General features: G+C 69.2%; 35 protein-coding genes. 5 read left to right on the forward strand and 30 right to left on the reverse strand.

What is annotated here, in order from left to right:
• Positions 1–211 precede the first annotated feature (211 nt).
• Positions 212–424 carry a hypothetical protein gene (locus tag BM051_RS28245; protein ID WP_134045922.1) on the forward strand — a complete coding sequence of 71 codons (213 nt, stop codon included), beginning with the start codon at positions 212–214 and terminating at the stop codon, positions 422–424.
• A gap of 63 nt (positions 425–487) precedes the next feature.
• Here the strand turns inward: BM051_RS28245 and BM051_RS00250 are convergent, their stop codons facing one another.
• The 8 genes from BM051_RS00250 to BM051_RS00280 form a co-directional block, all read right to left on the reverse strand.
• The gene (locus BM051_RS00250; protein ID WP_092526098.1) at positions 488–907 is read right to left on the reverse strand and encodes an Imm1 family immunity protein; all 420 of its coding nucleotides are present in this window, start codon (positions 905–907) and stop codon (positions 488–490) included.
• Positions 904–1,662 (reverse strand): DddA-like double-stranded DNA deaminase toxin, encoded by a 759-nt coding sequence (locus BM051_RS00255; protein ID WP_092526101.1) that lies wholly within the window; start codon positions 1,660–1,662, stop codon positions 904–906. The genes BM051_RS00250 and BM051_RS00255 overlap by 4 nt, the downstream gene beginning before the upstream one ends.
• Positions 1,659–1,913, reverse strand: coding sequence for a hypothetical protein (locus BM051_RS00260; protein WP_092526104.1), 255 nt, complete (start codon positions 1,911–1,913; stop codon positions 1,659–1,661). The genes BM051_RS00255 and BM051_RS00260 overlap by 4 nt, the downstream gene beginning before the upstream one ends.
• Before the next feature lie 44 nt (positions 1,914–1,957).
• Positions 1,958–2,482, reverse strand: coding sequence for a hypothetical protein (locus BM051_RS00265; protein WP_092526107.1), 525 nt, complete (start codon positions 2,480–2,482; stop codon positions 1,958–1,960).
• A gap of 143 nt (positions 2,483–2,625) precedes the next feature.
• Positions 2,626–2,937: a helix-turn-helix domain-containing protein gene (locus BM051_RS00270; RefSeq protein ID WP_092526109.1), complete on the reverse strand. Its 312-nt coding sequence runs from the start codon at positions 2,935–2,937 to the stop codon at positions 2,626–2,628.
• A gap of 3 nt (positions 2,938–2,940) precedes the next feature.
• Positions 2,941–3,474, reverse strand: coding sequence for a RapZ C-terminal domain-containing protein (locus BM051_RS30565; RefSeq protein ID WP_424923241.1), 534 nt, complete (start codon positions 3,472–3,474; stop codon positions 2,941–2,943).
• A complete protein-coding gene (locus BM051_RS28835) occupies positions 3,471–3,875 on the reverse strand; it encodes a hypothetical protein (protein WP_177216870.1) in 405 nt (134 codons plus the stop codon). Before BM051_RS28835 ends, BM051_RS30565 begins: the two co-directional genes overlap by 4 nt.
• A 615-nt stretch (positions 3,876–4,490) precedes the next feature.
• Positions 4,491–5,702, reverse strand: coding sequence for a helix-turn-helix domain-containing protein (locus BM051_RS00280; RefSeq protein ID WP_134045924.1), 1,212 nt, complete (start codon positions 5,700–5,702; stop codon positions 4,491–4,493).
• Positions 5,703–5,991: 289 nt separating this feature from the next.
• Between BM051_RS00280 and BM051_RS00285 the strand changes: the two genes are divergently transcribed.
• Genes BM051_RS00285 through BM051_RS00295 form a run of 3 tightly spaced genes read left to right on the forward strand, consistent with a single transcriptional unit; the run spans position 5,992 to position 7,193 of the window.
• Entirely contained in the window at positions 5,992–6,393 is a 402-nt protein-coding gene (locus tag BM051_RS00285; RefSeq protein WP_134045926.1) for a hypothetical protein, read from the forward strand.
• A gap of 15 nt (positions 6,394–6,408) precedes the next feature.
• Positions 6,409–6,852, forward strand: a complete 444-nt coding sequence (locus BM051_RS00290) for a histone-like nucleoid-structuring protein Lsr2 (protein ID WP_092526118.1) — start codon at positions 6,409–6,411, stop codon at positions 6,850–6,852.
• Between the two features lie 53 nt (positions 6,853–6,905).
• Positions 6,906–7,193: a recombinase family protein gene (locus tag BM051_RS00295; RefSeq protein WP_166677594.1), complete on the forward strand. Its 288-nt coding sequence runs from the start codon at positions 6,906–6,908 to the stop codon at positions 7,191–7,193.
• Between the two features lie 71 nt (positions 7,194–7,264).
• Here BM051_RS00295 and BM051_RS00300 read toward each other — a convergent pair whose 3' ends face one another.
• The 15 genes from BM051_RS00300 to BM051_RS00365 form a co-directional block, all read right to left on the reverse strand.
• On the reverse strand, positions 7,265–7,579 hold the full coding sequence (locus BM051_RS00300; RefSeq protein ID WP_092526124.1) for a hypothetical protein: 315 nt from the start codon (positions 7,577–7,579) through the stop codon (positions 7,265–7,267).
• A 5-nt stretch (positions 7,580–7,584) separates the two neighbouring features.
• Positions 7,585–8,247: a peptidoglycan-binding domain-containing protein gene (locus BM051_RS00305; RefSeq protein ID WP_208325852.1), complete on the reverse strand. Its 663-nt coding sequence runs from the start codon at positions 8,245–8,247 to the stop codon at positions 7,585–7,587.
• A complete protein-coding gene (locus BM051_RS28840; RefSeq protein ID WP_166677595.1) occupies positions 8,248–8,394 on the reverse strand; it encodes a hypothetical protein in 147 nt (48 codons plus the stop codon).
• Positions 8,395–8,406: 12 nt separating this feature from the next.
• On the reverse strand, positions 8,407–8,922 hold the full coding sequence (locus tag BM051_RS00310) for a hypothetical protein (protein WP_092526127.1): 516 nt from the start codon (positions 8,920–8,922) through the stop codon (positions 8,407–8,409).
• Positions 8,915–9,175 carry a hypothetical protein gene (locus BM051_RS00315; protein ID WP_092526130.1) on the reverse strand — a complete coding sequence of 87 codons (261 nt, stop codon included), beginning with the start codon at positions 9,173–9,175 and terminating at the stop codon, positions 8,915–8,917. Before BM051_RS00315 ends, BM051_RS00310 begins: the two co-directional genes overlap by 8 nt.
• A gap of 82 nt (positions 9,176–9,257) precedes the next feature.
• Entirely contained in the window at positions 9,258–9,791 is a 534-nt protein-coding gene (locus BM051_RS00320; protein WP_092526133.1) for a hypothetical protein, read from the reverse strand.
• Positions 9,791–10,927: a hypothetical protein gene (locus tag BM051_RS00325; RefSeq protein WP_092526137.1), complete on the reverse strand. Its 1,137-nt coding sequence runs from the start codon at positions 10,925–10,927 to the stop codon at positions 9,791–9,793. The genes BM051_RS00320 and BM051_RS00325 overlap by 1 nt, the downstream gene beginning before the upstream one ends.
• Positions 10,927–12,120 carry a hypothetical protein gene (locus BM051_RS00330; RefSeq protein WP_092526140.1) on the reverse strand — a complete coding sequence of 398 codons (1,194 nt, stop codon included), beginning with the start codon at positions 12,118–12,120 and terminating at the stop codon, positions 10,927–10,929. The genes BM051_RS00325 and BM051_RS00330 overlap by 1 nt, the downstream gene beginning before the upstream one ends.
• Before the next feature lie 2 nt (positions 12,121–12,122).
• Positions 12,123–12,461: a hypothetical protein gene (locus BM051_RS00335; RefSeq protein ID WP_092526143.1), complete on the reverse strand. Its 339-nt coding sequence runs from the start codon at positions 12,459–12,461 to the stop codon at positions 12,123–12,125.
• Positions 12,462–12,496: 35 nt separating this feature from the next.
• Positions 12,497–13,444, reverse strand: coding sequence for a phage tail family protein (locus tag BM051_RS00340; protein WP_166677596.1), 948 nt, complete (start codon positions 13,442–13,444; stop codon positions 12,497–12,499).
• Between the two features lie 13 nt (positions 13,445–13,457).
• Positions 13,458–18,059: an aggregation-promoting factor C-terminal-like domain-containing protein gene (locus BM051_RS00345; RefSeq protein WP_134045928.1), complete on the reverse strand. Its 4,602-nt coding sequence runs from the start codon at positions 18,057–18,059 to the stop codon at positions 13,458–13,460.
• Positions 18,060–18,165: 106 nt separating this feature from the next.
• Complete coding sequence (locus BM051_RS00350) at positions 18,166–18,510, reverse strand: hypothetical protein (RefSeq protein WP_092526152.1); 345 nt, start codon at positions 18,508–18,510, stop codon at positions 18,166–18,168.
• A gap of 98 nt (positions 18,511–18,608) precedes the next feature.
• Complete coding sequence (locus BM051_RS00355; RefSeq protein ID WP_092526155.1) at positions 18,609–18,800, reverse strand: hypothetical protein; 192 nt, start codon at positions 18,798–18,800, stop codon at positions 18,609–18,611.
• Positions 18,801–18,930: 130 nt separating this feature from the next.
• Positions 18,931–19,116: a hypothetical protein gene (locus BM051_RS00360; RefSeq protein WP_092526158.1), complete on the reverse strand. Its 186-nt coding sequence runs from the start codon at positions 19,114–19,116 to the stop codon at positions 18,931–18,933.
• An 88-nt stretch (positions 19,117–19,204) separates the two neighbouring features.
• On the reverse strand, positions 19,205–19,897 hold the full coding sequence (locus BM051_RS00365) for a phage tail tube protein (protein ID WP_092526161.1): 693 nt from the start codon (positions 19,895–19,897) through the stop codon (positions 19,205–19,207).
• A 62-nt stretch (positions 19,898–19,959) separates the two neighbouring features.
• Here BM051_RS00365 and BM051_RS28250 point away from each other — a divergent pair, with 62 nt between their 5' ends.
• Positions 19,960–20,574, forward strand: coding sequence for a hypothetical protein (locus BM051_RS28250; protein WP_134045930.1), 615 nt, complete (start codon positions 19,960–19,962; stop codon positions 20,572–20,574).
• Here the strand turns inward: BM051_RS28250 and BM051_RS00375 are convergent.
• The 7 genes from BM051_RS00375 to BM051_RS00405 are packed head-to-tail and all read right to left on the reverse strand — an operon-like array spanning position 20,552 to position 23,879.
• Positions 20,552–20,944, reverse strand: a complete 393-nt coding sequence (locus BM051_RS00375) for a phage tail termination protein (protein WP_424923242.1) — start codon at positions 20,942–20,944, stop codon at positions 20,552–20,554. The genes BM051_RS28250 and BM051_RS00375 overlap by 23 nt on opposite strands.
• Positions 20,945–20,954: 10 nt before the next feature.
• A complete protein-coding gene (locus BM051_RS00380) occupies positions 20,955–21,272 on the reverse strand; it encodes a hypothetical protein (protein WP_092526170.1) in 318 nt (105 codons plus the stop codon).
• Positions 21,272–21,607 (reverse strand): hypothetical protein, encoded by a 336-nt coding sequence (locus BM051_RS00385; RefSeq protein WP_092526173.1) that lies wholly within the window; start codon positions 21,605–21,607, stop codon positions 21,272–21,274. Before BM051_RS00385 ends, BM051_RS00380 begins: the two co-directional genes overlap by 1 nt.
• Positions 21,604–21,966, reverse strand: a complete 363-nt coding sequence (locus BM051_RS00390; RefSeq protein WP_092526176.1) for a hypothetical protein — start codon at positions 21,964–21,966, stop codon at positions 21,604–21,606. The genes BM051_RS00385 and BM051_RS00390 overlap by 4 nt, the downstream gene beginning before the upstream one ends.
• Before the next feature lies 1 nt (position 21,967).
• Positions 21,968–22,195 (reverse strand): hypothetical protein, encoded by a 228-nt coding sequence (locus BM051_RS00395; protein WP_243859268.1) that lies wholly within the window; start codon positions 22,193–22,195, stop codon positions 21,968–21,970.
• The gene (locus tag BM051_RS00400) at positions 22,192–23,181 is read right to left on the reverse strand and encodes an SU10 major capsid protein (RefSeq protein ID WP_092526182.1); all 990 of its coding nucleotides are present in this window, start codon (positions 23,179–23,181) and stop codon (positions 22,192–22,194) included. The genes BM051_RS00395 and BM051_RS00400 overlap by 4 nt, the downstream gene beginning before the upstream one ends.
• A gap of 44 nt (positions 23,182–23,225) precedes the next feature.
• Positions 23,226–23,879, reverse strand: a complete 654-nt coding sequence (locus BM051_RS00405) for a hypothetical protein (RefSeq protein WP_092526188.1) — start codon at positions 23,877–23,879, stop codon at positions 23,226–23,228.
• Positions 23,880–23,924: the final 45 nt, after the last annotated feature.

A 23,924-nucleotide genomic window follows, 5' to 3' on the forward strand; every position in this document is an offset into this window, starting at 1 on the left:
CGAGAGTGACATGAGAAGGCTCCACCTCGGTCACGTACGGTGGCGCGAGGAGCGGCAAGGCGGCGATTCAGCACAAGAGGCCACTGGCCCGAGCTGGATACATAGATCACCCGAAGGTGCACGACCGGACCGACCTCGGAACCTGACCGAACCCCGTGAAGTCGGAGAGCGGCGTACCAACGCTCCATCACCAGCATGGGGGGAGGCGAGCATGACCCTGGAGGAGAAGGTTAGGAAGGCCGCTCAGGAACTGCGACGCACGGGACATCACGAGGACGCAGAAGTCGTGGAACGGAACATCGAGTACATCAGCCGCGTATGGAAAGACAGCCCTCCCACAGCAACCCTTGGAGACGACCTGGCTGACGTGCAGGACTGCATCCAGCGGATACTGACCGCGCTCGGAAACCACGTCGCGGCATAGGTGGAGAGGACCCCGGCGCACCGGCGCGGGGTCCTCTCATCGGACGAGACTGCTCGGCTGTCGTTAGTGCCCTGAGTACGGGTCCGGGGCGACGATCCAGTTCACGCACGTGGGGCGCTCCTGGGTCGCCACATACTCGGTGACAGCCCGGTACATGAGGTCGATTGGGACTTCGCTGCCGGGCCGCTGTGGGTGGTGGTGGCTTTCCCAGGTGAAGTAGTCCACGTGCTTGTCGTTGATGCCTGCCTCGGGGATGAACGACTTGGTGGGCTCAGACCAGAGCAGGGCACCCCGCTCCCCGCGCACCCCGGCGATGAGCGCGCAGACCGCGTCAGCTCCGGCGTACAGCCACCAGACGACCCCAGCGTCGGGCTTCTCACGCTCCTCGTTCACAGCCTTCATCATGGCTAGCAGGTCGTTCGCTTCCCTGATCTTGGTGATGTCATAGGCGTCCTGGCGGGCGATCCCTGGTTTCGTGCTCATGCCTTCCCTCGATAGGTCCGGGTGAACGGCTCACCCTCGTCTGTGGTCCCATGCACGGTCAGCGTGTAGCCCGGAGGAAGATACTGCTCCAGGACATCGTCGCACCCCGGGCGAAGGGGCGATCGTGCCCGGCAGGGTTGGTGGTTGATTACTAGCTCGCTGTCTGTCTTCCCCCTCATGATCATGTCGGTAGCCACCTTCAACTCGACGTGGGTGCTGAGGAAGGTCGCGGCCGCTTCCTGAACCCCCTTCTCCATCAGCCGGCGCCAGATCTGTGGCGAATACGTGTCGTCCAGCCCCGATGTGAACTGGTGGTAAGAGCCGTCAACGTACCCGATGGTCCGGTCGCCCTGCCCGACGCGCACCCGTGGCGGCAAGAGGTCGGCGCACCACGCCCCCTGCTCGGGATATCTCGAACCGTCCGGAGCCGTCACCGCCGGAGCGGATCGTGGTGCCGGCGGCTGTGTGGAAGCCACCTGGGGTGTAGCCAGTGGGATGTCCGACGCGTCTACCTGGCCGAGGTGCCGAGCGGCGACCGAGCGCATTACCTGCTGGAGGCGTGTCATCGTGGCCGCGGCGTCCTGCGCTGTCTGCGTGACGTCGCCGATCAGGCTCATCAGCTCGTCGTCGTACCCGACGATTTGTTGAGCCTCGTTCCCGAGCTGTTCGACTTGGGTGAGGAGCTGACCGAGAGCGTCCACCGGGACGACGTTGGCGAGGTCGCGGAGGCGGTTGGCCTCCTCCTCGATGGTCATCCTTGCTGGTGGTACTGCGCCTTCGTGGCAATTGTCTGCTTCACCTGCTCCAGTGCTGCCGCGAGGTTGTTGACCTGCTCGATCGCCTGGTTGACGACTCCCTGGATCTCCTGCGCTCCGCTGGTGTCGCCGAGGATTTCGTGGACCTGCTGTTGGAGGTTCCCCAGGTCACTGCTGATCGCCTGGGCCTGGCCGTCCGGCACCCGCTCGGCGAGCGCCGCGAGTTGCTGAGCCTGTTCCTGGATCGACATCTGATTTCCCTTCCTTGTGACTGCGTGGAACCGGGAATGGGGGACTAAATCTCTGCAGGTTTGGATTCGGCGTCGACCACCGCTTCAGAACGCTGGGCGGCGCAGTGCGGGCACCAGGGCCGAAGGGTTTCGTGTACGAGTTCCACCCGCAGGCTGCCGAACGTGAGGGCGAATCCGGCGATGTTCAACCAGCGGTGGACATGGCCGTTCAGGTCCAGTTCGATAAACACCCAGTAGGACGCTAGGAACACAGCGACGCCGACTGCCAGGACGGCGTTGGCGAGGAACCGTCGGTGGAACCAACGAACCGCCGAAGCGTGCCGGATGATCGCTTTACGTCGGTCAGGCAGGGGAACCAGCTGGCACGAGCGGCACCGCTCGCGCCGGTGGGCGAACACGTGAGCAACCGCAACAGCGAGGACCACGAACAGGGCGATCTGGAACACACCGGTGGTGATCTTCGGGTGAACACCACCGTGGACGGCGAGATCCAAGCCGATGTAGAGGGCAATGAAGGCCGGGTAGAGGATAAGGCCAGTGTGACCGACGCGGGCCAGCACGTTGAGCACGGACTTCCTTCCGTTTGTGGTTGTGGAACCCGGCCGGTGCGGGGCCTCGGGGGGCACTCCGCCCGGTTGGCGGAAATGGACGCCCGCACCGGCCGGGGGATCAAGAGGTTGGCTGATCGTGTTCGAGCAACGGCCGAGCACGGTCACACGCCGCATGGGTCGATCAGGTGGTCGGCGGTTGGATCTTTTACTGTCCGGATTCGCGCCTTGGTGGGTAGCGGCGGGTCCATGCACGCCTCCTGCAGCGTCCGCCCGGGCTCCAGCTTCAGTAGACGGCACAGCACGATCAGCCGCGGGATCGTCATCGAGGACCTGCCGTGCGCGTAGTTGCCCAGCGTCTGCTTATTCACGCCGAGGTGCTCGGCAACTTCCTGACGGGATCGCTTCTGCATCCTGCGCGTCAACTCCAATCGCAGGCCGAGGCGGCGTATGATCACGTCTAGCTCGGTCGGCATACCTCACCGGCCTCCCCGCCGATGGAGGTCCAGATGCGCGGTGGAGACGGAGACTGGGTACTCGCTCTGCTGCCGGAGCCGGCCGGCAAGGATCTCCGCAATTCCCACCGAGCGGTCGTGACCACCCCGGCAGCCGACCGCTACGTACACAGCGCTCGGCCCGTCAAGTCGCTCAGAGCGTCGGATGTGCGGCCGCAGCGTGAGGAGAACCCCGTGGAGCCAGGCTTCGGTGTCCTCATGGTCGAGCAAGTACTGCTGAACCGGTCCGTCTAATCCAGACAAGTCTTTAAGAGACGGATGCTTGAACGGGTTCGGTAACCAAGTCACGTCGAACGCAGCATGTGCTTCCGGCATAATGCGGTGGTTGCTGCCGTAACTACAGATGTGGATGTACGTGGGCAGCGTCACAGCAGTTCTCCTCGCGATTAACTGGCAAAACGTGGGACCCGGCTGGCACGGGGACTCTGGAGGGAATGTCCACGGTGGCCAGGGAGTGACCGGGTAACAGCACGCGCTGTGTTGGAGGCCGACAATCACAGTGCCCGGAGGGATTCGGCGAGCGCGCCCAGCCGCTCGATGCGTCGGTTGTCCAGGCTCACGTGCAACCTGTCGGGCTTGGTCAGTTCGCCGAGCCAGGCCACGGTGCCGTACAGCGGCTCGCCGGCCAAGGGCACGTCCAGCGATTCGGCCATGCCGGTCGCGACTCGGTTCAGCGGCCAAGTCCGGTCGTCGTCGGCTCGCCGCCGCGGGGACATCACCGTTCCGTGGGGCGAATGGACTGAGCGCACGTCTCGGATGTGCCCGTACCCGGCAGGGCAGATCAGCAGGTACACGTCGTAGATCAGCTGCCACTGCACCCAGACGTCGTGCGCCGGCGCGTAGCCCAGCAGGTTGTCGCTGGTCCACACCTCTACCCGGCCCGTCGGGGCGATGCTCAACCACTCCACCGTGGGTGGGTCGCCGAGCCGTTCCCGGGTCAACGGCGGCCATCCGGGCAGCCTCACCGCGAGCACTGGGGCGAATGCGGCCGAGCAGTGCACACCCGTCTACCCGGCGCGGTGTCGACGTCTTCCCGGGTGCACAGCACCGTGTGCCCCGTGGCCTCCAACTGCACCGGGAACGTGGAGCTGTCCCACTGGCCTTCGTAATGGCCTACCGCACCCCATGTGCCGGCCCATGTGCCTCGCCGCAACCGAACCCGCGTCCCTGGGCGGGGTCGGCCACCTCGTCCGTCACCCTGATGGGAAGCCCACCACGCAGCTCCATCGAAGATCGGCGCCGTCACCGGTGTTCACCCCACCGGCGCGCCTCGGCGGCGACTGTGGCCGACTCGCCGTAGGTCCACAACGTCGATCGTGAGAGCTCCGCCAGCACCTGGTCCCGCTGTGCCAACCAGGCGGGGTCAGCCGTCACCGGGGCTACCGGCCCCTGGCCTGCCGGTCTCGGCAGGTTTATCCGTGCGCCCACTTTCCATCACCTCCCGTAACTGAGAAGTGACGCTAAGGGCGGCCGTGGGGGTGGTTATTAACTAGTTGTTAAGTAGAAGGTCGGAATCACCCGGCTGGCGCAAGCCCCAGTCGCCAGGCCAACCCGCGCAGTTCGCGACTACCTGCTTCCCGACGCGCCTGTCGGAGAAGATCCGCTACGGTCTCACGGACGTACGGGTTGCTGCGGATCCTCTGAGGTGCTTCGTCCTCCGCTCGGCGCAGCATTTCGATCGCGTCGTCCCTCCGGGATCGGTCCTGGGCCAAGCCGCGTGCGAGGTCGCCGTAGAACATGCCGCGTCGCTCGGCTGCCGGAATCGCGGACACGTCCACCGACCGCGCATGCTCGGTGAGCTTCGGTCCCTCGCCCAGCTCGACGCCAACCGCGACGCGCCAGATTCCCCAGTTCGTCTCCCCGAAGTGCATGTCGACAAAGTCGCCGTCGAAACCAGCGGTCGCGGCCACCATCTCGTTCGCTTCCGCCAGGTGCGCCAGCGCGTCATCAGGCTTACCGAGCGTGGCGGAGGCCAGCGCTGCATTCAGGTGCAACATGCCGTACACCTGACGTGCCTCGGGGGCGGTCTGACCTGACAGGGCATCAGCCGCGCGCAATGACACAGTGAGCATGCGCTGTCGGTCTCCCGCCGAGGACTGGCCAACGCGCCAGTCCGCCGCACCAATCCACGCGGGTTCGCCCAGCTCCTCCGCCACATACCGCATGTGCATGGCCGCGAGGTATGGCATCCCATGGGCGCCCAGGTTCTTCAACAACGCGGCGCCGTGCTGTAGGACGTACATCAGCCCGATCAAAGCCTCGCGCCTATGCCCGGAGTCCATAGCGTGCGCGGCGTACAGGTCCTCGATAAGGTCAGGCAGCATTGCCGCTTGAGCAACGTAGTCACACGCCGGGACCAGATCACGAAGGAGCGTGTCGAGATCCGCCTGGATCTCAGGCCACGGCCGGGCATGCTCTCGGTATGGCGCTCCGAGGCGGTTGTGGGCGAGCACGATGCCGATGTGCTCGATGTGGCCATGAGCGTCGCTGGTGACGGGGTCCGCGTGGGGCACTGGGTCGGCGAGCAGCTCGCTGGGTGCGACCCGGAGAGCGTCCGCCAAGGCGTGAACCGTCTGCTTCTTCGTCACTGAGCGCTGTCCTCGCTCAATCATGCTGAGGTAGGCCGCCGTAATGCCTGCTAGCCCGGCGACCTCGGCCAGGCTCATCTCGCGCCATGCCCGGATCTCGCGGACCCGCCTGCCGATGTGTGCCTCGTCAATGCTCACGTGCAACACCACCCTCGTCGCGGAGTCGACCTCTTCGCGTGCCCCCGGTGATCAGCCGGGGGCGTTCCCTCCGCGAAGAGGCCCTCCACCAGGGTAGCCACTCCCCGACCGGCTGAACATGATCGGCGACCGAGACCACCGCTACTAGGACGTACTGCTGTCCGCTGTTCGACTCGGCCAACTGGCTCGAAACGCGCCTTCTCCGAGGTGGGGGTGTTGCCGACGGTGCGGTCGAAGGTGTTAAATCCGTTTCAACAGGATGAGCACGTGCAGGAGAGGGATGGTCCGCATGGCCGACGCGTCCGGGATACCGCCGGAGGTTCGTGAGTACCTGGAGTCCGCGCCGGAGGCGTTCCTTCGGTGCCGGCTGTTCCATCACAACTGGGATCTCACGCACCCGCTCGGTACCTACTTCGTGGAGAACGAGGGGCGGCCGGACGAGGTGTGGCGGCAGGAGCTTGTGTGCGCTCGGTGTGGGCTGCCGGGTGTGGATCTCTGCGAGCCGTGGACGATGGCGCGGATCGGCGCTCGCCGAATCCTCTATCCCGAGGTGGAGGGCTATCTTGCGCAGGTCCCCGTGGCGCGGGAGCACATCCGTCAGTTCCTGGCCGAGAGGCACATGGGGAAGCGCATGTCGACCCGTCGGCAGCGTGGGCAGCGTCGGCGCCGGCCCACCCATGTCGCCGCCTGAGATGAGGGAGCGCTGATGGCGAAGAAGATCGTGTTGGTCGACGACTTCGACGGTGAGCCGGCCAGTGAGACGGTGGTGTTCGGGCTGGATGGGGAGGCGTGGTCGATCGACCTCAGCGAGGAGCACGCCGAGGAGTTGCGTGCGGCGATCGCGCCGTACCAGAAGGTCGCGACGCGGATCGGCAGGTTCAAGCCCGAGCGGCGTGCAAGGTCTGCGGCGTCGAGCCGGTCGTCGCCGCCGAGCAACGGAAGGTCCTGGTACAAGTCCGACCGGTCCGGGAGCCGGCAGGTCGAACGGGCGAAGAAGGAGTACCGCGATCGGGTGAAGGAGTGGGGGCGCAAGAACGGGTACAAGGTCGGTCAGCGCGGCGTTGTTGCCGACGAGGTCTACCACGCCTACGAGGAGCACCTTCGGAAGAAGGGCTTGCCGACCGGCCCGGCCGCCGTGGGGCTGACATGACCGTGTTCGGGTACGTGCGAGTGCGTCCGCAGGCCGTCGCTGGCACTACTCGGATGTTGACCTGGTGGATGCGCTTCCTCGGTTGCTCTGAGGTGATCGCCGACGTGTGGCAGGGGCCGGATCGGCCGCCCGGGTTCGACCAGCTGTTGGCCCTGGTCCGACCCGGCGATGAGGTGCGTGTGCCGGCCATTGAGATGTTCGGTCCAACCCGCTCCCACGCGCGGCACTCGACGCAGCTGTTGCAGCGCCGAGGCGTGCTCGTGGTGGTGATGCGGGAAGAGGTCCCCTACTACCCGACCTACGCAGATGATGAGGACTGGCCGGTCCGGGACGCCTGCTGAGCAAAGAAAAACATGGCCCCTGTCTGTCTTCAAGAGACAGACAGGGGCCATGTTGCGTTGGTGCTGGCGACTTACCCGGCGGGTGGGGGGTCGGGTGGTGGCGGGGCGGGCACGAGCGGAGCGCCGTGGTCGTCGCGTGGGTCGGACACGGGGGTGACTTGTGGCTCGGCGCGGCCGAGGATGTGGAACTGCGCGATGAGCGAGGTCACCAGCGTGATCAGGGTGGCGAGCGTGGCGACGATGTTGTCCACCAGGGTGGCCTGCTCGGTGTTGAGCAGGCCGAACGACACGGCGGCCGTGATGAGGGCACCGATGGCGGTTCTCCAGGCGCCGCCGCTGCGGATCGTGTCCCGGATCGGGCGAGGTCGGCGGTCGGGTACGTCCATGAGCCTCACCGGAACCCGAGCTTGGCCCAGGTCCGTGGCCCGACGATGCCATCGACGGCGAGGCCGGAGCGGCGCTGGAACTCTTTGACCGCCGCGGTGGTATTCGGCCCGAAGATGCCGTCGACGGCCAGGCGTGAGTAGGCCGGGTAGACGCGGTTCAGGAACGCTTGGAGGTCGCGGACGGCCTGTCCGGTCGAGCCGGCGCGTAGGGTCGGGCGGCCCGACGGTGCGGGGGCCGGTCCTTCCCCTCCTCCGCCGAGGACGCCCCAGGAGCCGCGGTCGTCGTAGGCGGTGCGGGAGAAGGACACGTGGACGTGGCTGGTGTGGGGGTTGCGGCCGGTGTAGGCGTGCCAGCCGGAGAAGTTGGGGTTGGTGATTCGGCGGTTGAAGATGACGTAGCCGCCGTTGGTCAGCCGTCGGTCACCGCGCTGGCCGTGCTGGCGGAGGTGTTCGGCGAGCCAGGCGGCGTCGATGCCGTCGATGTCGATGTCGAGCGCTCGGACCACGCCGACTCCGGCGGCGTCCTTGACCCAGGGGTTGTGGTCGCTGGCGCGGCTGGCGTGCGCCGCGTCGCCGATCGTGCCGTCGCTGCGCTTGTCCCGGTGTGGCCACCGGGTGTTGACCTCGTTGCGTAGGTCGATGAGTGCTTGGGCGAGGCGCCACGCCAATCAGGCGTCACCTTCCTTGTCGTCGGGTTGTCCGGTGTCCTGCGGGGCGTCGGCTTCGTCGCCGACGAAGACGGTGATGTCCTCGTGGGACTGCTCGCCTGCTGTGGTGGCAGGCTGCTCGTCGGTGGGTGATCCGGGTTCGATCATTCGGTCCTCCTGTCAGTGGCACAGGTCTCGTGGGGGCGGCGGGTAGGGGTGCTGGTCGCGCGTGGCGTTGGCCCGGGCGCGCTCGATCAGGTAGTGGTCGATGGCGGCGCGTACCTGGTCGAGCGGGACGGGCGGCTGGCCGAGGTGCCCGCTGACCGTCTTCAGCAGCTCGTCGAGCGCGGCCTGAGCGTCGGCCGTGGCGTTGGACCGGGCGTCCAGGGCGTCGGCGAAGCTGTTGTTGTAGGTGGCTTGGCAGTCAGCGACGCGGCGGGTGGCACTGTGGCTGATGATCCCCTGGGTCACCGTCAGGCCGCCGAGGAGCAGGATCACCACGCCGAGGACGACCTGCCCGGGTGGCACCCGTGACCGGTCCTGCCCGCGGCGAGGATCGGGGTCAGTGTTCTCGGTGGGGATTGCGGTGGCCATGTGGTGGACGTCGCGCATGGCGCGGCCGACCAGGTAGCCGACGATGAACCCGAGCAGCGCCCACCCGGCGGATTCGACGGCGTAGATCCACAGCTCATGCATGGGTGCTGTCCTGCTCGTCAGGGTCGGCGTCGCCGTGCTCACCGGCGATCAGCTCGGCCAGCTTGCGGCGGGCTTCTCGGACCTTGGCCGATCGTTGGTGTCCCAGGGCGTAGACGGTGCCGACGACGATGGCGAAGATCGCGTTGATCATGGGGTCGTGGCGGTCCGGGGCGAGGAAGCCGACGACGACGTTGCCGGCCCAGGCCACGGAGATCAGGATGGTGAGCGCGGTGACCAGAGGTCGGGGAAGCACGTCAGCGTCACCGCAGCGGGTAAGGCCGGTCGCCGAGGCGTGCGGCCGTGGTGGGCGTGGTCATGCTGCTCCTTGCCGCTGGTCACTGGGCGCTGTCGTACTGGACGGTGATCTCGGTGGGGACGCCGTGTATGACGGCCCGCAGCGTCGCGGCGTTGGAGCACCAGTTCGACCAGTAGATCCGGCCCGTGTCGAGATAGACCCGCGAGCGGACAGCGTCGAGCACCGCGCCGTCCGAGCCTTGCTGGTTGATCGGCCGCGCGTCGGTGGCGATGGAGTTGGTGATGCTGGCGCTGCTGAGCGAGACCTTGGCCCCGGCGACTGCGCTCGGCCCGGTGACCGCGCAGTGGTAGTGGACCCGGTAGTAGCCGGGGCGCGTGATGTGGATGGAGGCGGGCACGCCGGCCGCTCCGGCTGTGAACATGCCCAGGGGGTCGTAGGACGCGGCCCAGCCGAGTTGGGCGAAGGTGTCCTTCCCGGCGGGGAGGTTCGCGTCGGCGGTCAGCCGGACGACGCAGGTCGGTGGAGCGGGCCTGGTGCGGGAGAGTTCCTCGATGCGCTTGTGCAGGGCGCGCAGCTGGTCGGCCGGTGTTCCGGACCCCGGAGGTCGGAGCATCACAGCGCCGCCGGGGTCGGCTCAAGGTCGAGCTGGACCGAGGTCTCGTCGTTGTCGCGGAAGCCGAGGATGCGTCGCCGGTACTGCCCGTCGGGAATCCACGGGTGGCCGGATACTCCGAAGGTCGGGGCGTCGCCGAGGGACCAGGCGCCGAGCGCGGGGGAAACTTCGACACCTGCGGCGGTGGCCCCGTCGATGCGGATCGAGCACCTCCAGGTCTCGGTGGGTGCGCTGAACTGGGTGAGCGCGGCGACGGCGTAGTCGTCCAGGGTCTTCTGCTCGGTCACCGAGGTGTGGTCGCCGTTCACGTAGTCGGTCGGGGGGAACCCGAGGCCGATGAGCGTGGGGTCGGTGGCATACCCGACCAGCAGGCCGCGTTCGGTGCCGGAGCCCCGGACCCACACGCGGGTGCACGGTGAGGCCGCGCCGTTGGAATCGAGGTCGATGGCCGACAGCGCGCCGCCGTAGTCCCACACGGCTGCGGTCTGCTGGTCGCCGAGCAGCGGTGATCCGGTGAGCATGTGCCAGCGCAGCCGGTTCTGGCCGGGCACCAGGTAGGGCATGAAGTCGACCTCGGGGCCGTTGATGACCTTGGACAGGTCGTCCAGGCGGTCCCAGACCATCGCGAGGTCGTAGCCCTGGTAGGTCCGGGTGTGCGTTCCGGTCTCCGGCGCCGGGAGGTCGATCGGCAGGCCGTACCCGCTCTGCGCGAGGTTCGTCGCGACGATCTCCCGCGCGATCCCGCGCAGGGACCGGCCGGAGATGATCACGTCCTCTGAGGGGTTGACGATGCTGGTGTAGGGCACTGGTGCTCGCAGCACGCGTCGGTCGAACAGCCCTTGGATGCCGGTGCCGGACACCGACAGCGTGCGGGTGGTCTCGTCGTAGGAGTGGGTCCAGGTCGGCCCGGCCTGGACCACCACCGTGCCGTAGACGATGGCCCAGGTGCTGCGGCCGACGTCGGTGAGTGAGTGCAGGTCGAGACTGGCGTTGGCTCGATCGTCCGGCACGACGTTGACCGTCCACTGGCCCCGATCGGTGATCTTGCGGGTGAAGCTGGGCAGATCGCGAGGCGTGATGTCGGCGAGCAGGGAGCCGCTGATGGTGTCGGCGACCAGAACCCGCCAGCTGTCCACTACAGCTCCGGCGGCTGGATGGTTGACGGGAACGCCACCACCGTCAAGATCGTCTGGTCGTTGCCACGAAAGCCGAACCCGCTGTGGATGCTCTCGTTGTCCCGCATGCCGCAGCTCAGCACCACGGTGGCGTCGCCGGTGAAGACGCCGTACATGATCGGTGCGACGTTCGGGACGCAGTCCTTGTCCCCGCTTGTGCCGTAGTTGGTGAACCTCGTCCAGTTGACGTCCGGGCCGGTGTGGCTGCCGATGTTGATGCGCAGGTCGGCCGCGCTGCCCGGGGACAGCGTGAGGAAGCCGCGGGCGCTGGCGTAGATCATGTAGGGAGTGCCGGGATAGCGCACGGTGAGCCGGCACAGCTCGCGGGTCGCGCCGTATCCGGCGGTCCAGATGTAGCCGCTGGACGGCGGGTTCGCGGTGTAGCGGACGGCGTTGAACACGCCCCGCCAGCCGGAGCGGTCGCCGTCGGCGTTGGCCCCGTAGTAGACCTGGTGCTGGAAGCCGGCGCTGTGCACCCACCGCTGGTCGCCGGGGTAGGCGCCGGGTTCCTGGAACGCCTCCGAGGTCGGCCGGGCGTCCTCTCCGTAGAGGGCGCGCATGCCGCCGCGGGCGACGAGCCCGGGGCCGCGTAGGTCACGGATGTTGGCAGTGGTGATCGCGGTGGCGCCCTTGGCCACGGTGACGGCGGCCAGTGGGGTCCATCCGTCGGTGGGGGTCGGGGTGGGCACGGCTGGGGTGCCGGTCGCGGGGTCGCCCTGCCAGACCTCCACCACGAACTTCCGCTCGCCGGGGGCGGACGCGATGACGGGGTTGAGGTCGTCGTACACCCGGGCGATCACGAGGTCGACGCGGTTGGTGGTCGCGCTGGACGGTGCGAGGGTCAGGGTCTTGCGCGAGTCGAGCGCGCACATGTACGCGCCCATGCCGGGGGTGTTGATCACGGCGTTGCCCATCTCGACGGTGACCGCGAGCCCGGAGGAGGCGGGCCGGACGCGCATCGCCATGTGCGAGCTGCCGCCCTGCCCGCCGGTGTCGCCGGAGGCCATGACCCCGCTGCGGTAGTCGATGTAGCTCAGGTTCGGCCGGGGCATCAGCACGCTGTCCAGCGCGAGGCGGGCGTCGGTGAGCCCGACCCGGGACTGCACCGCCCACGGGTCGTAGGCCGAGGTCGCCGACGCGCCCAGGGACACCACGTCTACGCCCCCGATCCCGCGCGCGACTGCTGCACCGTGCTGTCCTCGGGCCAGCTCGTGGTGACCGGGCGCAGGCCGGAGGCGCGCAGCACCTCGTCGGTGATCGGCGTGTTCCCTCGGTACAGCCAGTCGCCCAGGCGTAGGACGTAGTAGCCGAACCAGCGGATGGTGGTGCCGTCGGCGTCCATCCGGACGTTGGTGGACCGCTGTCCGCCGAAGGCGAAGTTGATGCGGTCGCGGAACCACTTGGCCTGGCTGACGTCGGTGTAGCGCACGCAGTCGGCCGCGTCCACCGCTTGGTAGTAGACCGGTGGATCGGGTTCGTCGGAGTACACGCCCACACCGAACCTCCTTTCAACGCAGGGAAGACCGCGGGTTAGAACCAGGCCGCGCGGAAGGACGCGGTGACGTAGCCGCTGTCGAGGACCGGGCCGTTGTGCGTGAGGCCGACGGTGAGCACGCCGGGTTCACCCTGAGCGCTGGCCGGGGGGATGGCGAACCCGCTGAACTGGGCGGGGTTGAGCAGGTGGCGACGCTCGGCGGTACCGCCGAGCAGCACCGAGGGTGCCGCGGGGTCGATGACGACGTACTCTCCCGGGGCGAGCGCGCCGTTGTAGCGCAGGGTCGCGGTCCCCGCGGTGATGGTGGGGGTGGTCAGCGGCCCGTGCAGGATGTAGATCGGGATGCTCGGCGCGGTACCCCGGTTGGTCAGCCGCATGAACCCCGACGCGTTCGAGGTGCCGAAGGTCAGGCCATCGTCGTCGGCGCCGACACCGAAGTAGAGCCCCTGGTTGCTGTCCGGCTGGACGACCCGCGTGAAGTCGAGCCCGTCCCCCGCGTCGCGCGCGAGCCCGGTGGACATCTCCTGCCGCTCGATCGAGTACTTGGCCGGGTCCGGCGCGACGAGCTGGAGGCTGAACTCGAAGCCGGGTTCGCTGGCCACCTCGACTGGCGTGCACAGAATCTCGTCGTCCAAGTGCACGTCGCAGGTCAGCGCGCCGATCTCGGAGTAGCAGGTCAGCGCCCCCGGCTGGGTGGGGTCCGCCAGCAGACCCAGCACGGTGGCCTCGGCCTGCCGCAGCGCCGTGTGGTCGTGAGCGTAGGCGCGGCCGGTCAGGGTGATGGTGCGCTGCTTCTTCCAGCCGGGTGAGCGGTAGACGCCGTGGCGTGCCAGCCGGGAGGACAACGCCGCATTCGTGCCCGGCGATCCCCAGAACCCGTTCTCCTTCGTGAGGATCCACTGCACTCCGGCGTCGTCGCGGACGTTGCCGTCCGGATGCAGCGTCAGCCAGTCCAGCGTCCAGACGTGCGCGCCCTGTGACATCACAAGCCCTCCTTCACAGGCGCGCCCGCAGAGCGAGGTGGCGGTCCACGACATGCGCGATGTGCTCGGGATCGGCGTCGGTGCGGGCGTAGACGGTGATGTGCGGCTGCACCGGTCGATCGGCGGCGCGTCCGATCGCGTCGAACTGCTCGGCCGTGAACACCGCCTCGGGCCTGCCCGTTCCGTTGTAGACGGTGGAGACCCCGGGTGGGAGCCAGCCGCCCCGGTCGTACCAGCCGTGGCGCTGCCAGAACCGTTGCGCCCCGATGGGGTCGTCGTAGCGCGACTGGATGTAGCGCAGCCCCCACTCGGCCTGCCCCGCCGGAGTCGCCTCGATCGCACCGTGGACGCTGGTGAGCTTCTGGAACAGGCCCCGGGCGCTGCTTCTCGGGTTGGCCGCCCGCGGGTCCCAGCTGGACTCCCGGCCGATGATCCAGCTCAGCGCGTCCCACTGCGGGCCGGAGTGCCAGCCGTAGCGGGCGGCAACCGCGCGCACCGCCGACACGACCTCGGGCGCCCCGGCTCCGGTGGCGGTGGTGGCGTAGAGGGCGTTGATCGCCTCCAGCGCGTGCTCCTTCACGCGGTCGGCGCCCCGGGTGGCGATCCCGCCGCCGAGCACACCCATCGTGTTGCCGCCGAACCGGCCGGGAATCTCGGCGATCATCCGGTAGGTGGCGGCGAAGGCGTCGGCGACGAGCTGGCTCACGTCGAGGCCGCCGCCTCCCCCGGGGACAAACCGGCCGCCGACCACCGGCAGCGAGAAGCGCTGGCGGAACTGCGGGTGGTCCGCGCCAACCGCCGGGGGTCCGAAGCTGGTCTGGTTCGCTCGGCCGCCGGATTCGACGTTGACCCCGCCGAGCGTGCCGGCCATGTGACCGGGAGCGCCCTGGGTCACGCCGATGGCGAAGGCGGAGGACAGGCCGCGGACGAACCCGTCGATCGGGCCCGCGGCGAACGACGCGGTGGTGAACCGCCGCCGGTACGGGTACTCGCCGCGCAGCACGTTCACGATCGCCGACATGAACCCCGAGCAGTCGAACCCGCCCGGGCCGACCCCGCCCCACTGGTAGCGGCGGCCGTGGAACTGCCGGGCGAACTGCTGTGCCCGCAGCACGGCGGCATTGACGGCCGAGCCGGTGTCGGCGACCAAGCCGCCCTCGGCGTAGCCGCGGACGTGCTGCGCGCGGCGCAGGTCGGCGCCGAACAGGCCCTCCAGCCCAGGGAAGTCCCCCCGGAGTGAGGCGAGGTGCGCGGCGCGGATGTTGTCCAGCCCCCACCGCCGAACCACCTCCACCGGCAGCACGTACTCGCCAGGGGTGAGCAGGGCCGGCACGGTGTCGCCGCTGCCGCTGCCGGGAACGGCCCCGCCGGTGGCGAACGCCAGCGGCACCGGGCCGATCGCCTTGTTCAGCGCGAAGTCGGCGTTCAGCTTGTTCCACGCGGCGACCAGCCCGGCGTTGATCGGCCACTGCAAGATCCAGCGAACGGGGGACGCGGCGTGGCCCTGCATCTCGCCGAACCGGTCGCGCACCCACACCGCGGTGGCCGCCACGGCGGCGCGGACCGCGCTCAAGCCGGTCTGCAGCGCGCCGAAGGCGCTGTTCTGCCGGTCCACCGAGGCCCACACCGACGCGGCGATGCCCGCCCACGTCTGATTGAGCTGCCCGTACAGGCTGGCCTGCCGCGAGGTGATGGTGGTGCTGCTCGCCGCGATGCCGGCCGCGATCGCGGCCCAAGCCCGGCCCTGCTCGTCCCGCAGGGCGAGGGTGCTCGCCGCGAGAGCGCTGTTCGCTGTGACCAGGTGCGTGCCGATGTGCACCTCGATCGCCACGAGCGCCGGGGCGAGCACCCCGGTGAGCGTGGCCGCCAGCGCTTTGGCCGCAGCCTCGGTGGCCTCCATCGTGGCCTGATCGCTTGCCACGGAAACGGGGGCGAGCGTGACGGCCGTCGACGGCACGGAGCCTACAACCCCGCCGTCGGCGAACCGGGCGACGATGCCGCCACGCGCGTAGGCCCGGCCCCGCATGGCCGCCGCGTTGGCCGCGAGGATGTGCTCGGCACCGATCGCGCGTACCAGCTCGGGCACGAGGACCGCTTCACCGGGCGAAAGAAGGGCCGGCACGGTGTCGCGGCCGGGGGCGTAGCCGGGCAGCACGCCACCGCCGGCCAGGCGCAGTTCGGGCAGCGGATCGACGCCGGGCAGCAGGTCCGCGGCGGTGTTGTAGACCTTGCGCAGCCCGTTGTTCCACACGATGTCGATGACGAGCTGGATGGGCTTCTTGACGAACTCCACCACGGAGTCGAAGACGCCCGTCACGACATCCTTCATGACGGTGAACGCCCTGCCGATCTTGTCGACCGCGCTCTTGAACCAGTCGAAGGTCGGCTTGATCACGTGCTCCCACGCCCACTGCAGCGCCCCGGTCAGGGCGTTCCACGCCGGCCGCACCGCCGTGTTCCACAGCCACACGAAGAAGCCCCCCACGGCGCGGACCGCGCGGCCGAGCCCGTCGAAGGCCGGGCGGAGCACGTCGGACCACGCCCACGAGATCGCCGCGGTGATGCCGTCCCAGGCCGGTTTGATCGCAGCATTCCACAGCCAGACGAAGCCGGCGCCGACCTGCGTGAGCACCCACACCCAGGCATCGAGGTAGGGCTTGAGGATCGTGCCCCACACCCAGGCGACCACGTTGCCGATGAACATGAACGCCGGCTGGACCGCGTGAATCCACAGCCACATCACGGCCGCCCCGAGCGCGCGGAACAGCATGATCGATGGTCCGATGAGGACGGTGAACAGGATCGCGGCGACATGCTGGGCGGCGCTGCTGAGAAAGGCGAACACCGGCGAGAAGACGTTGTGCCACAGCCAGCTTGCCGCTGCGCCGACGGCGCGGACCGCGGCCACGATGCCGTCGAACGCCGGCTTGAGCACGTTCTGCCACGCCCACTGCGCGGCAGTCTGGATCGCCTGCCAGACCGCGACCACGACGGCCCGGAACCCCTCGACGTTGTTCCAGGCGTAGACGATCGCTGCGACCAGGCCGGCGACCAACGCGACGACGAACCCGATCGGTGAGGCAGTGAAGGCCAGGCTCAACGCCACCCAGGCCACACGGACCGCGAGGAGCGCTCCCCGCACGAGGCCGATCGCCCTGGTCGCGGCGCCGACCGCGGCGGCAATGCCATACCAGGCGGCGAAGGCCGCCGCGACGCCGACCACCAGCGGCATCAGCGGCTGCAGCCACCCGGTAACCGCCACCAGCGCAGGGCCGACCACCTCACGCAGCACGACACCCGCTGCGCGTAGTCCCGCGAGCAGTGCGCCGCCGACGAGCGCGGCCACGGGCTGCACGGCCGTCCAGAGGTTGCGCAATGCCGGGATGACCGAGCCGGTGAGGAACGCGCCGACGTCGCGGAACGCCGCGCCGACCACGGCGGCGACCGGGCGCGCGGCCTCGTGGAAGCGGGTGATCAGCTCCGGCAGGGCGCCCAGGCCGTCGGTCACGCCGCCCAGCGCGGACTTGATCAACGGCAGGACGGGCGTGACGAGCTGGCCCAGCGCCTTGTTGAGGTTGTCGGTGAAGTTGGACCAGATGCCGGTCACCGTGGTGGCCTGGTTGGCCATCATCCCGGCGAACGCCTGGGTCTCCCCGGCCGCGCCACGCGTGCCCTGCTCGATGCCGGACATCAGCTTGGGAATCGCCTCAGCGCTGGCGACCAGCCCCTTGCTGATCATGTCCTGCATCGCGGCGGTCGTGACGCCGTACTGGTTCGCCAGGATGCGCAGCGCCGGGATGCCGGCCTCGGTGAGCTGCAGGATCTCGTCGCCCTGGACCTTGCCCTTGGCCGACATCTGCCCGACCGCCAGCACGACCTGATTGATCTGCTCGGCCGAACCGCCCATCCCGGCCACCGCGTCGCCGATCGCGGTCAGGGTGGGCAGCACGTCCTGGGCGGCGAAGCCGAACGCCATCAGCCGCTGCGCGCCCGTGGTCACACTGGGCAGGTCGAACGGCGTCTGCGCGGCGAAGTCCTGGAGCTCCGCCACGAACCGCTGCGCCTCCTGGGCGCTGCCGAGCATGGTGGTGAACGCCATCTCGGCCTGCTCCTGGCTGGCCGCGAACCGCACACCCATCCCCGCCGCGGCGACCCCCGCGCCGGTGAACACGGTCCCGGCAGTCAGGCCGAATCCGGCCAGCACGCTGCTCGCACCCCGAACCGGCGCCAGCAGCCCCCGGCTGATCGCCGACCCGGTGCGGTGCAGCGCCGACTCGCTGAGGGTGGCCATCGCCCCGAACTGGGCGCCGACTCGACCGGTGGTGTCCGCGACCGTCCGCAGCCGTCCCCCGACCGTGCCGGCCGCGCCGGAGAACGCGCTCGCGGCGGCCTCGCCCGACCGGAACCCGTCCCGGACCCGGCCCAGGACCGGACTCACCCTCGCGAGCTGATCGAGCACCGGCGCCGTGCCGCGGGCGAGGACGCGCATCGAGTCCGAGCCGTCCCGGCTGACCTCAGTGAACCGGCCGCGCAGCCGCGTCAACGTGCCGGAAAGACCCGACTCAACGCCGCCGCCGAGGTCCTGCCCCACGAGCCGGCCCGCGGGCGCACCCACCCCGCGGAGCTGGGAGTTGATCTGCGACGCGGCGGCGGAGCCGAACCCCCGCAGCGTCGGCAGAACCTGGATGTAGGCGGTGCCGGCCGAGTAGGGCAGAAAGGGCTCACCCCCTGCCGAGCATCAGACGAACCCGGTCGCGGTGTCGGCGGTAGCTGTCGGCGGCCTCCAGGCGATCCCGCGCCAGTCGAGGCCGGGGCAGGGGCGTGACCCTCTGACGCCGCCCGGTGCGCTGAGCCTCCAACGACGCCCGGATGCCGAGCAGGATGTCGCCGATGTCGGTCAGCGCGGCCCGCTCCGGCGTCCAGGTGTGCGCGTCGACCGCGCGCGTGCGGCCAGGCCGCTTCGCCCCGGCGCGCTCGGCGTCCTGCTGGCGGCGGGCCAACTCGTCGTCGTCGTGGATGGCGACCTTGTAGTGGCTGTGATCGGGCAAGCGCTCGACCAGCCGCACGAGCTGTCCCCATGGCCGCTCTGCCCGAAAGAACGCCAGCAGATTCAGCCCGAGTTCGTGTTGAAGGTCGTACTCGATCGCCTCGCCGTACTGCTCGATCAGCGCGACGAGGCCCGCGAACCCCCCGGCGGCGCCGCCGACAACCCGAAGTGGTCCACCATGTCGGCGACCACGGCGTTGAGCACGCTCGCCGGCTGGTGGCGCACCAGCTCGAAGACCTCGGCGAAGTGCTCCCCGGTCAGCAGCTCCAGGGTGCGCCGCGAGCTGCGGGACTCCTCGATCTCCAGCACCGTGTCGCCGTCCGGCGCCGGGATGCGGATCTCCCGCTCGTCGTCCAGCGCCAGGACGAACGGGTCGGCCTTGGCCTCACGGACGTAGCGGTCCCACTTGTAGGTCTTGCTCAGCGGTGAATCGCTCTCCTCAACGGTCGTCGGACTCGGCGCGCTCGGCCGCGGGCGGCGCCTTGCGGGGCCGCGGGCTCGCGGCCTTGGGCTGTTCCACTGGGTCGGGCTCGATCGTGTAGCCGTGCCCCAGCGTCAGGGTGTTGATCTCGCGCTCGTCGTCGGTGCGGTAGCGGCGGCCATCGGGCGCGCGCAGGGTCGGCATGGGAACCTCCTCCGGCAGAGCGGGTGGCCAGGGTCGACGGCGTGGCGTGGCGCCCGCGGCCACCCTGGTACGCGAGCGTCACCCCACGTCAGGCCGCTCCGCCAGGCGCTGGGGCGGGGAAGCCCATGTCGGCCAACAGCGCCTTCCAGCCCGGCCCGCCGAAGAAGAACCGCATCGCCGTGCCGGCATCCTCGTCGTACTTCGCGGTCAGCGTGACCTCGTAGCCCACGGGATCGTCGTCGTCGGACCACTTCTGGTCCCCGGTGTCGGTCACCGTGGCCCGTGGGGCGAGCTTGGCCACGTAGATCGTGTCCGGACCGACCCCGTCTACGAACAGGCCGAACACCCGGAAGTAGCGTGTCGCCGGCCGCGCCGGCCGGTCGAACCGCACCTCACCCGTCGTCGGGTCCGGCACCACGCTGCCCAGGTTGACACCCTCGTACAGCTCCAAGGTCTTGCGCTTGGTCTCCTGCGCCGTGAACTTCAACCCGTCGGTCTGCTTGGTGATGTCGGTGCGGGTCGGCTCGACAGCGCCCCAGGAGTCCACCTCCGCGGTGTCGACCGACCGGCTCCAGGTCGCACCGTCACCCTTGTCCACCCAACCGATGTCCTCGTACCCCGCAGGCAACGGCAGCAGGCCCGCCGCGTCCCCGGAGGTCAGAGCCGTCGGCAGGTCCGCAGTGTGATCGGCGATGAAGATCGAGCCCTCCAACGCCTTGCGGATCAACTCGGACTGTTTCCGCTTGAGCGCGTCATAGGTCGTGGTCGTGGGAGTGGTCAAGATGTCTCCTTCTTCTGCACGTCGCGCCGGGTTGTCACGGGTGCTCGCTACTCTTCGTCGTCATGGCGGTACACAGACGCGGGTCGGCCTTGAAGCCGAAGGAAGATCGCCCGCTGGGGCGGGTGCTGGTGACGATCGATGACTTCCGCGCGCTGCGGGATGAGGTCGCTCGGTTGGACGGAGGTAATGAGCCGCCGAAGTTGGAGTTCAACGGTGGCACGTTCGATGAGCCGGAAGACATCCGGACGTTGTCCGACCTGGAACTGCAACACCTCGCTGTCAAAGGCAGCACACTGGAGGTACACCTCACGCCTACCTCGGCGCACGTGTTCGGCGACCCGGACACGTGCGAGGACCTTTACACGTCCTGGGCTCGTCCTCGCGCCACTAGTCTGCGGCCCACGCCGCTGTCGTGGTATCAGGCGTTTAGGGCAACCACACTTTTTGTGATAGGAATTTTCTTTCTGGCCGGGGGAGTCGGCATTTTCGTCAATGGTACCGACCCAAATAATCCAGGCCAAACACTTCCTGTCCTAGACAGAATTGCTGGCGGCTCCATGGCAATGCTGATTGCGAGCGCGCTACTCGGGTTCGGTGTTGCTGCCCTACGTGATCGCCCCAATTCCTGCGCGGTGATACGTGCCTGCCTGCTCGTCAGTCTGCTTGTGAGGAAGTAGGTCGTCGCCAGGACAGGCGGTAGTAGCCCAGGACGCGGCGGATGTCCTCGGTGGTCGGGTAGGGGACCTGGGTGGGCGGGTTGTCGGTGCGTGCGGCGTCGATGAGCACGCCGCTGGCGCGGGTTCGGACGCTGCCGAGGATCTGTTGGCGGCAGTGCTCGGCGAGTTGCCATGCCTGCGCGCGGTCGCGGCCGTAGCAGGCGATTTCGATGCGTGGGTGGTCGGTGATGCCGTCGTCGGAGCCGCCGACTCGCTGCACCCGGATCAGGGGCGGGCTCAGTTCGGCCGGGGTCGCGGTGACCGTGGGGGCCAGGTGCTCCAGCAGGGTCATCACCACGGTTTCGGCGTCGGGAAATGGCGGTAGCACCATGCCCACGGGGCTAGCCCGCTTCCACGATGTCGAGGGTGCGTGCGAGCACGTGGTGCGGGTGGGCCTGGCGGTCGTTGCCCCATTCGACGGCCGCCGAGTGCGGGGCGCTCGCCACGATCAGCCCGACGGGCCGGTCCCTGCGCCGCCCGCCGAGGCCGCCATCCTCGGCGCGGAGGCCGGCCACGTACTGGCCACTCCGGCGTGGGGCGATGCGTTGGGCGAACTCGGCTCCGCCCCGGGCGCGGTTCATGATCAGGTCGTGCATCTCCCGACCGCGTAGCAGCGCAGCGAGCCCGCGGTGATCGAGCACGAACTCCACGTCGGCCATCAGCCGGTCACCCTTTCGAGGTTGATCACGCAAACGCCGGAGGCGCCGGGTGTGAACGGACTGCGGTAGCGCTGGGGCTCGCCGATCACTGCCCACCGGGTGCCGTCGGGCAGCACCACCCGGTCGGTCGCGAGCACGTCGGCGTCGAGACCGGCGTACACGGTCATGCGGGTGGTGACCTGATCGGCGCGGTCGGTCTGCTCGGTCGAGCCGGCCGGCGCGAGCACGCAGCCGGGAATGTCGTGTTCGGTGGGCGGCAGCGGGTCGCCGTACCGGTTGGTGCCGGCCGGCCGCGAGACGCGGACCGTGTGGCCGATCAGCCCTTCCGGTGTCACCGGTGGCCTGAAGGGGACGTGGTGGCGGTGTCCACGCTGAACGCCGTCTTCTGCCCGACCGCACGCCGCAGCCGCAACCGCTGGTCCCGGCTCAGCGGCGCTCCGCTCGTGCCTGTGGCGGCGTAGCTGGCCGAGTACGGCCCGATCGTGGTCGACGTCGCGCCGCCGGGCGTTGGGACCGCGGCTTTGCCCAGCTCCAGGGCCACGGCGGCGACGCCCGGCGGCACCTCGTCCGGCAGCGCGCCGATCTCCGCGGCGATCGCCGCTGCGACCCAGCTGTGGATTACGGCGGCGGTTTCGTCGCTGACCGGCCGGCCCGCCAGCGCGGACAGCGTGGCGGCGGTGAACAGCTCGGCCACGCTACTCGGCTCGGCCCCGGCGTGGCTTGGCCGGCTCGTCCCTGGCGGCCCCGCCACCGACCTCGCGAACGCCCAGCTCGGTCGGCAGCTTGCGCAGCTCGGCCGCCGTCTTCGGGTCGACATCGGCCACGCCGTCGCTGAACCTGACTCCGATGTCGCGGACGATCAGGCCGGGGTAGTGCTGGCTGACGAACTTCACCGTGCCGCCTTCCTGCTCGCGAGTGGTCACGCCGACTGCGGAGCGGTGGTCAGCCCGGTGATCTTGCCGTGGGAACGCTCGTTGCCGTAGCGCAGGCCGACCTCGCCGTAGATCTGGTACCGGTCGCTCGCGCCGGTCTTGGCCAGTGGCTCGGTGAACAGGAAGCCGCGGCCCGGGATGCGCAGGAACACCGGTGCGAGCTCGTCCAGCGATGCGACCACCACGGTGTCGGCGGGCATGTACCTGTTCAACATGATGTTGAGCCGCCCGAAGTCGGTCTCCACGGTCTGCAACGCGACCCCGCCGACGTTGCGGGTCTGCTCGCGGTAGCCCTTGTCGGCGATGAACGCCTTGGTGAGCTGCCGCTTCTGGAAGGCGTTGCAGATCAGCGTGGCGGTCTCCGAGACGGTCAGGCCGCCGTTCTCCCAGGTCTGCTGGAGCAGGTCAACCACCGTCTCCTCGGACAGTGGCGTGGGGGTGGCGTGGGTGATCACGTTGGTCTGGATCGCCTGCAGCAGGCCGCGGGTCCGGCGGGGCTGGGTGTTGTCGGCCGGCTGCGCGAACTGACCGCTGATGAAGCTGACCTCGATGTCGCGGGCGATCTGCTCCAGGTGTCGCTGGGTCTGCCAGACCAGCTCGTCCCCGACGGGGTTGGTGCCGGTGACGGCGGCCGAGGTCGGCACCGCCGATCCGGTGCCGGCGAACTGGCCGTTGGCCGCCTCGCGGGTGTAGGTGATGGACAGCGCTTCCTGATGGATCTCGACTACGTTGAACGCGTTCTGGCGGACCCGGGCTTCGGGCGGGGGCGCGTCCGCGCCCTCGACCCGCTGGCGGTTCGCGTCCGGATCACGCAGGTCGTAGGACTGCCAGGTGAAGATCGTGCTGTCGGTGGCCTGGCCACCGGTGAGGCCGCCGATCGAGGACAGCAGCGGGGTGTCGGTCGGTGTAAGCGAGAAGAGCTGGCCGACGTAGTTGGGTGAGTTGTATGTGGTGAGCATCTCGGTGATGCCGGGCATTGTGTGGCTCCTGATGGGCTACGACGCCGACACGCCTGCACCGCTCAGCGGCCGTCGTGGCGGGCGAGCAACTGCTGAGTCTTCAGCCGTAGCGCTTCCCGGTGGTCGCCCTTGCGCTCCGCCTCACGGATCTGGTCGCTGATTGACAGCCCGCCCCGATGCCCCTGGCCGGGGTCCGGGTTCGGTCCTCGCCGGCCGGCCTCGGCTGCCGCCAGGTGGGGGCGGTCCTTGAGCACGGCGGCGACGTCCTCGGCGATGGCGGCGAGGTCGATCTCGCCGTTGTCGCCGACGTAGCGGTCCTTGTCGTCCAGGTAGCGGGGCGCGTCAGCGGGGTTGGCCCAGCCGTGCGCGGCAGCGCGGATCTCGGCGTTGATCGCGGACGTGATCGCGGCCCGGGCGCGGGCCTCGGCCTGCTCGGCGCGGGCTTGGTGCTTCTCGGCCTCGGTCCGGTTGGCTTCCTCGATCTCGTCCAGTCGCTTGGCCTTGGCGCTGTTCTCCTTGGCGCGGGACTCCCACTTGCGGGACTGCGCGAGAACCTGCTCGTAGAGCTTGCGGTAGTCCTTCTCCTGCTCCTCCTGCGCGGACCTGTCGTCCGCCGGTGAGCTGGCCTGCGAACTGCCGGTGGAGTCGGGCTGCCGCGTGGCGTTGTCGGCCTCGCCGTCGGTGGGCGCGTCAGCGGTGGTGTCGGTGTCGGTCATGGACTGGGTTCCTCCCGTGCGGGATCTCCGGCCGATGGCGTGCGC

The sequence above is a fragment of the Amycolatopsis arida genome (assembly GCF_900115565.1).
In the GTDB taxonomy this organism is placed as follows: Bacteria; Actinomycetota; Actinomycetes; order Mycobacteriales; family Pseudonocardiaceae; genus Yuhushiella; species Yuhushiella arida.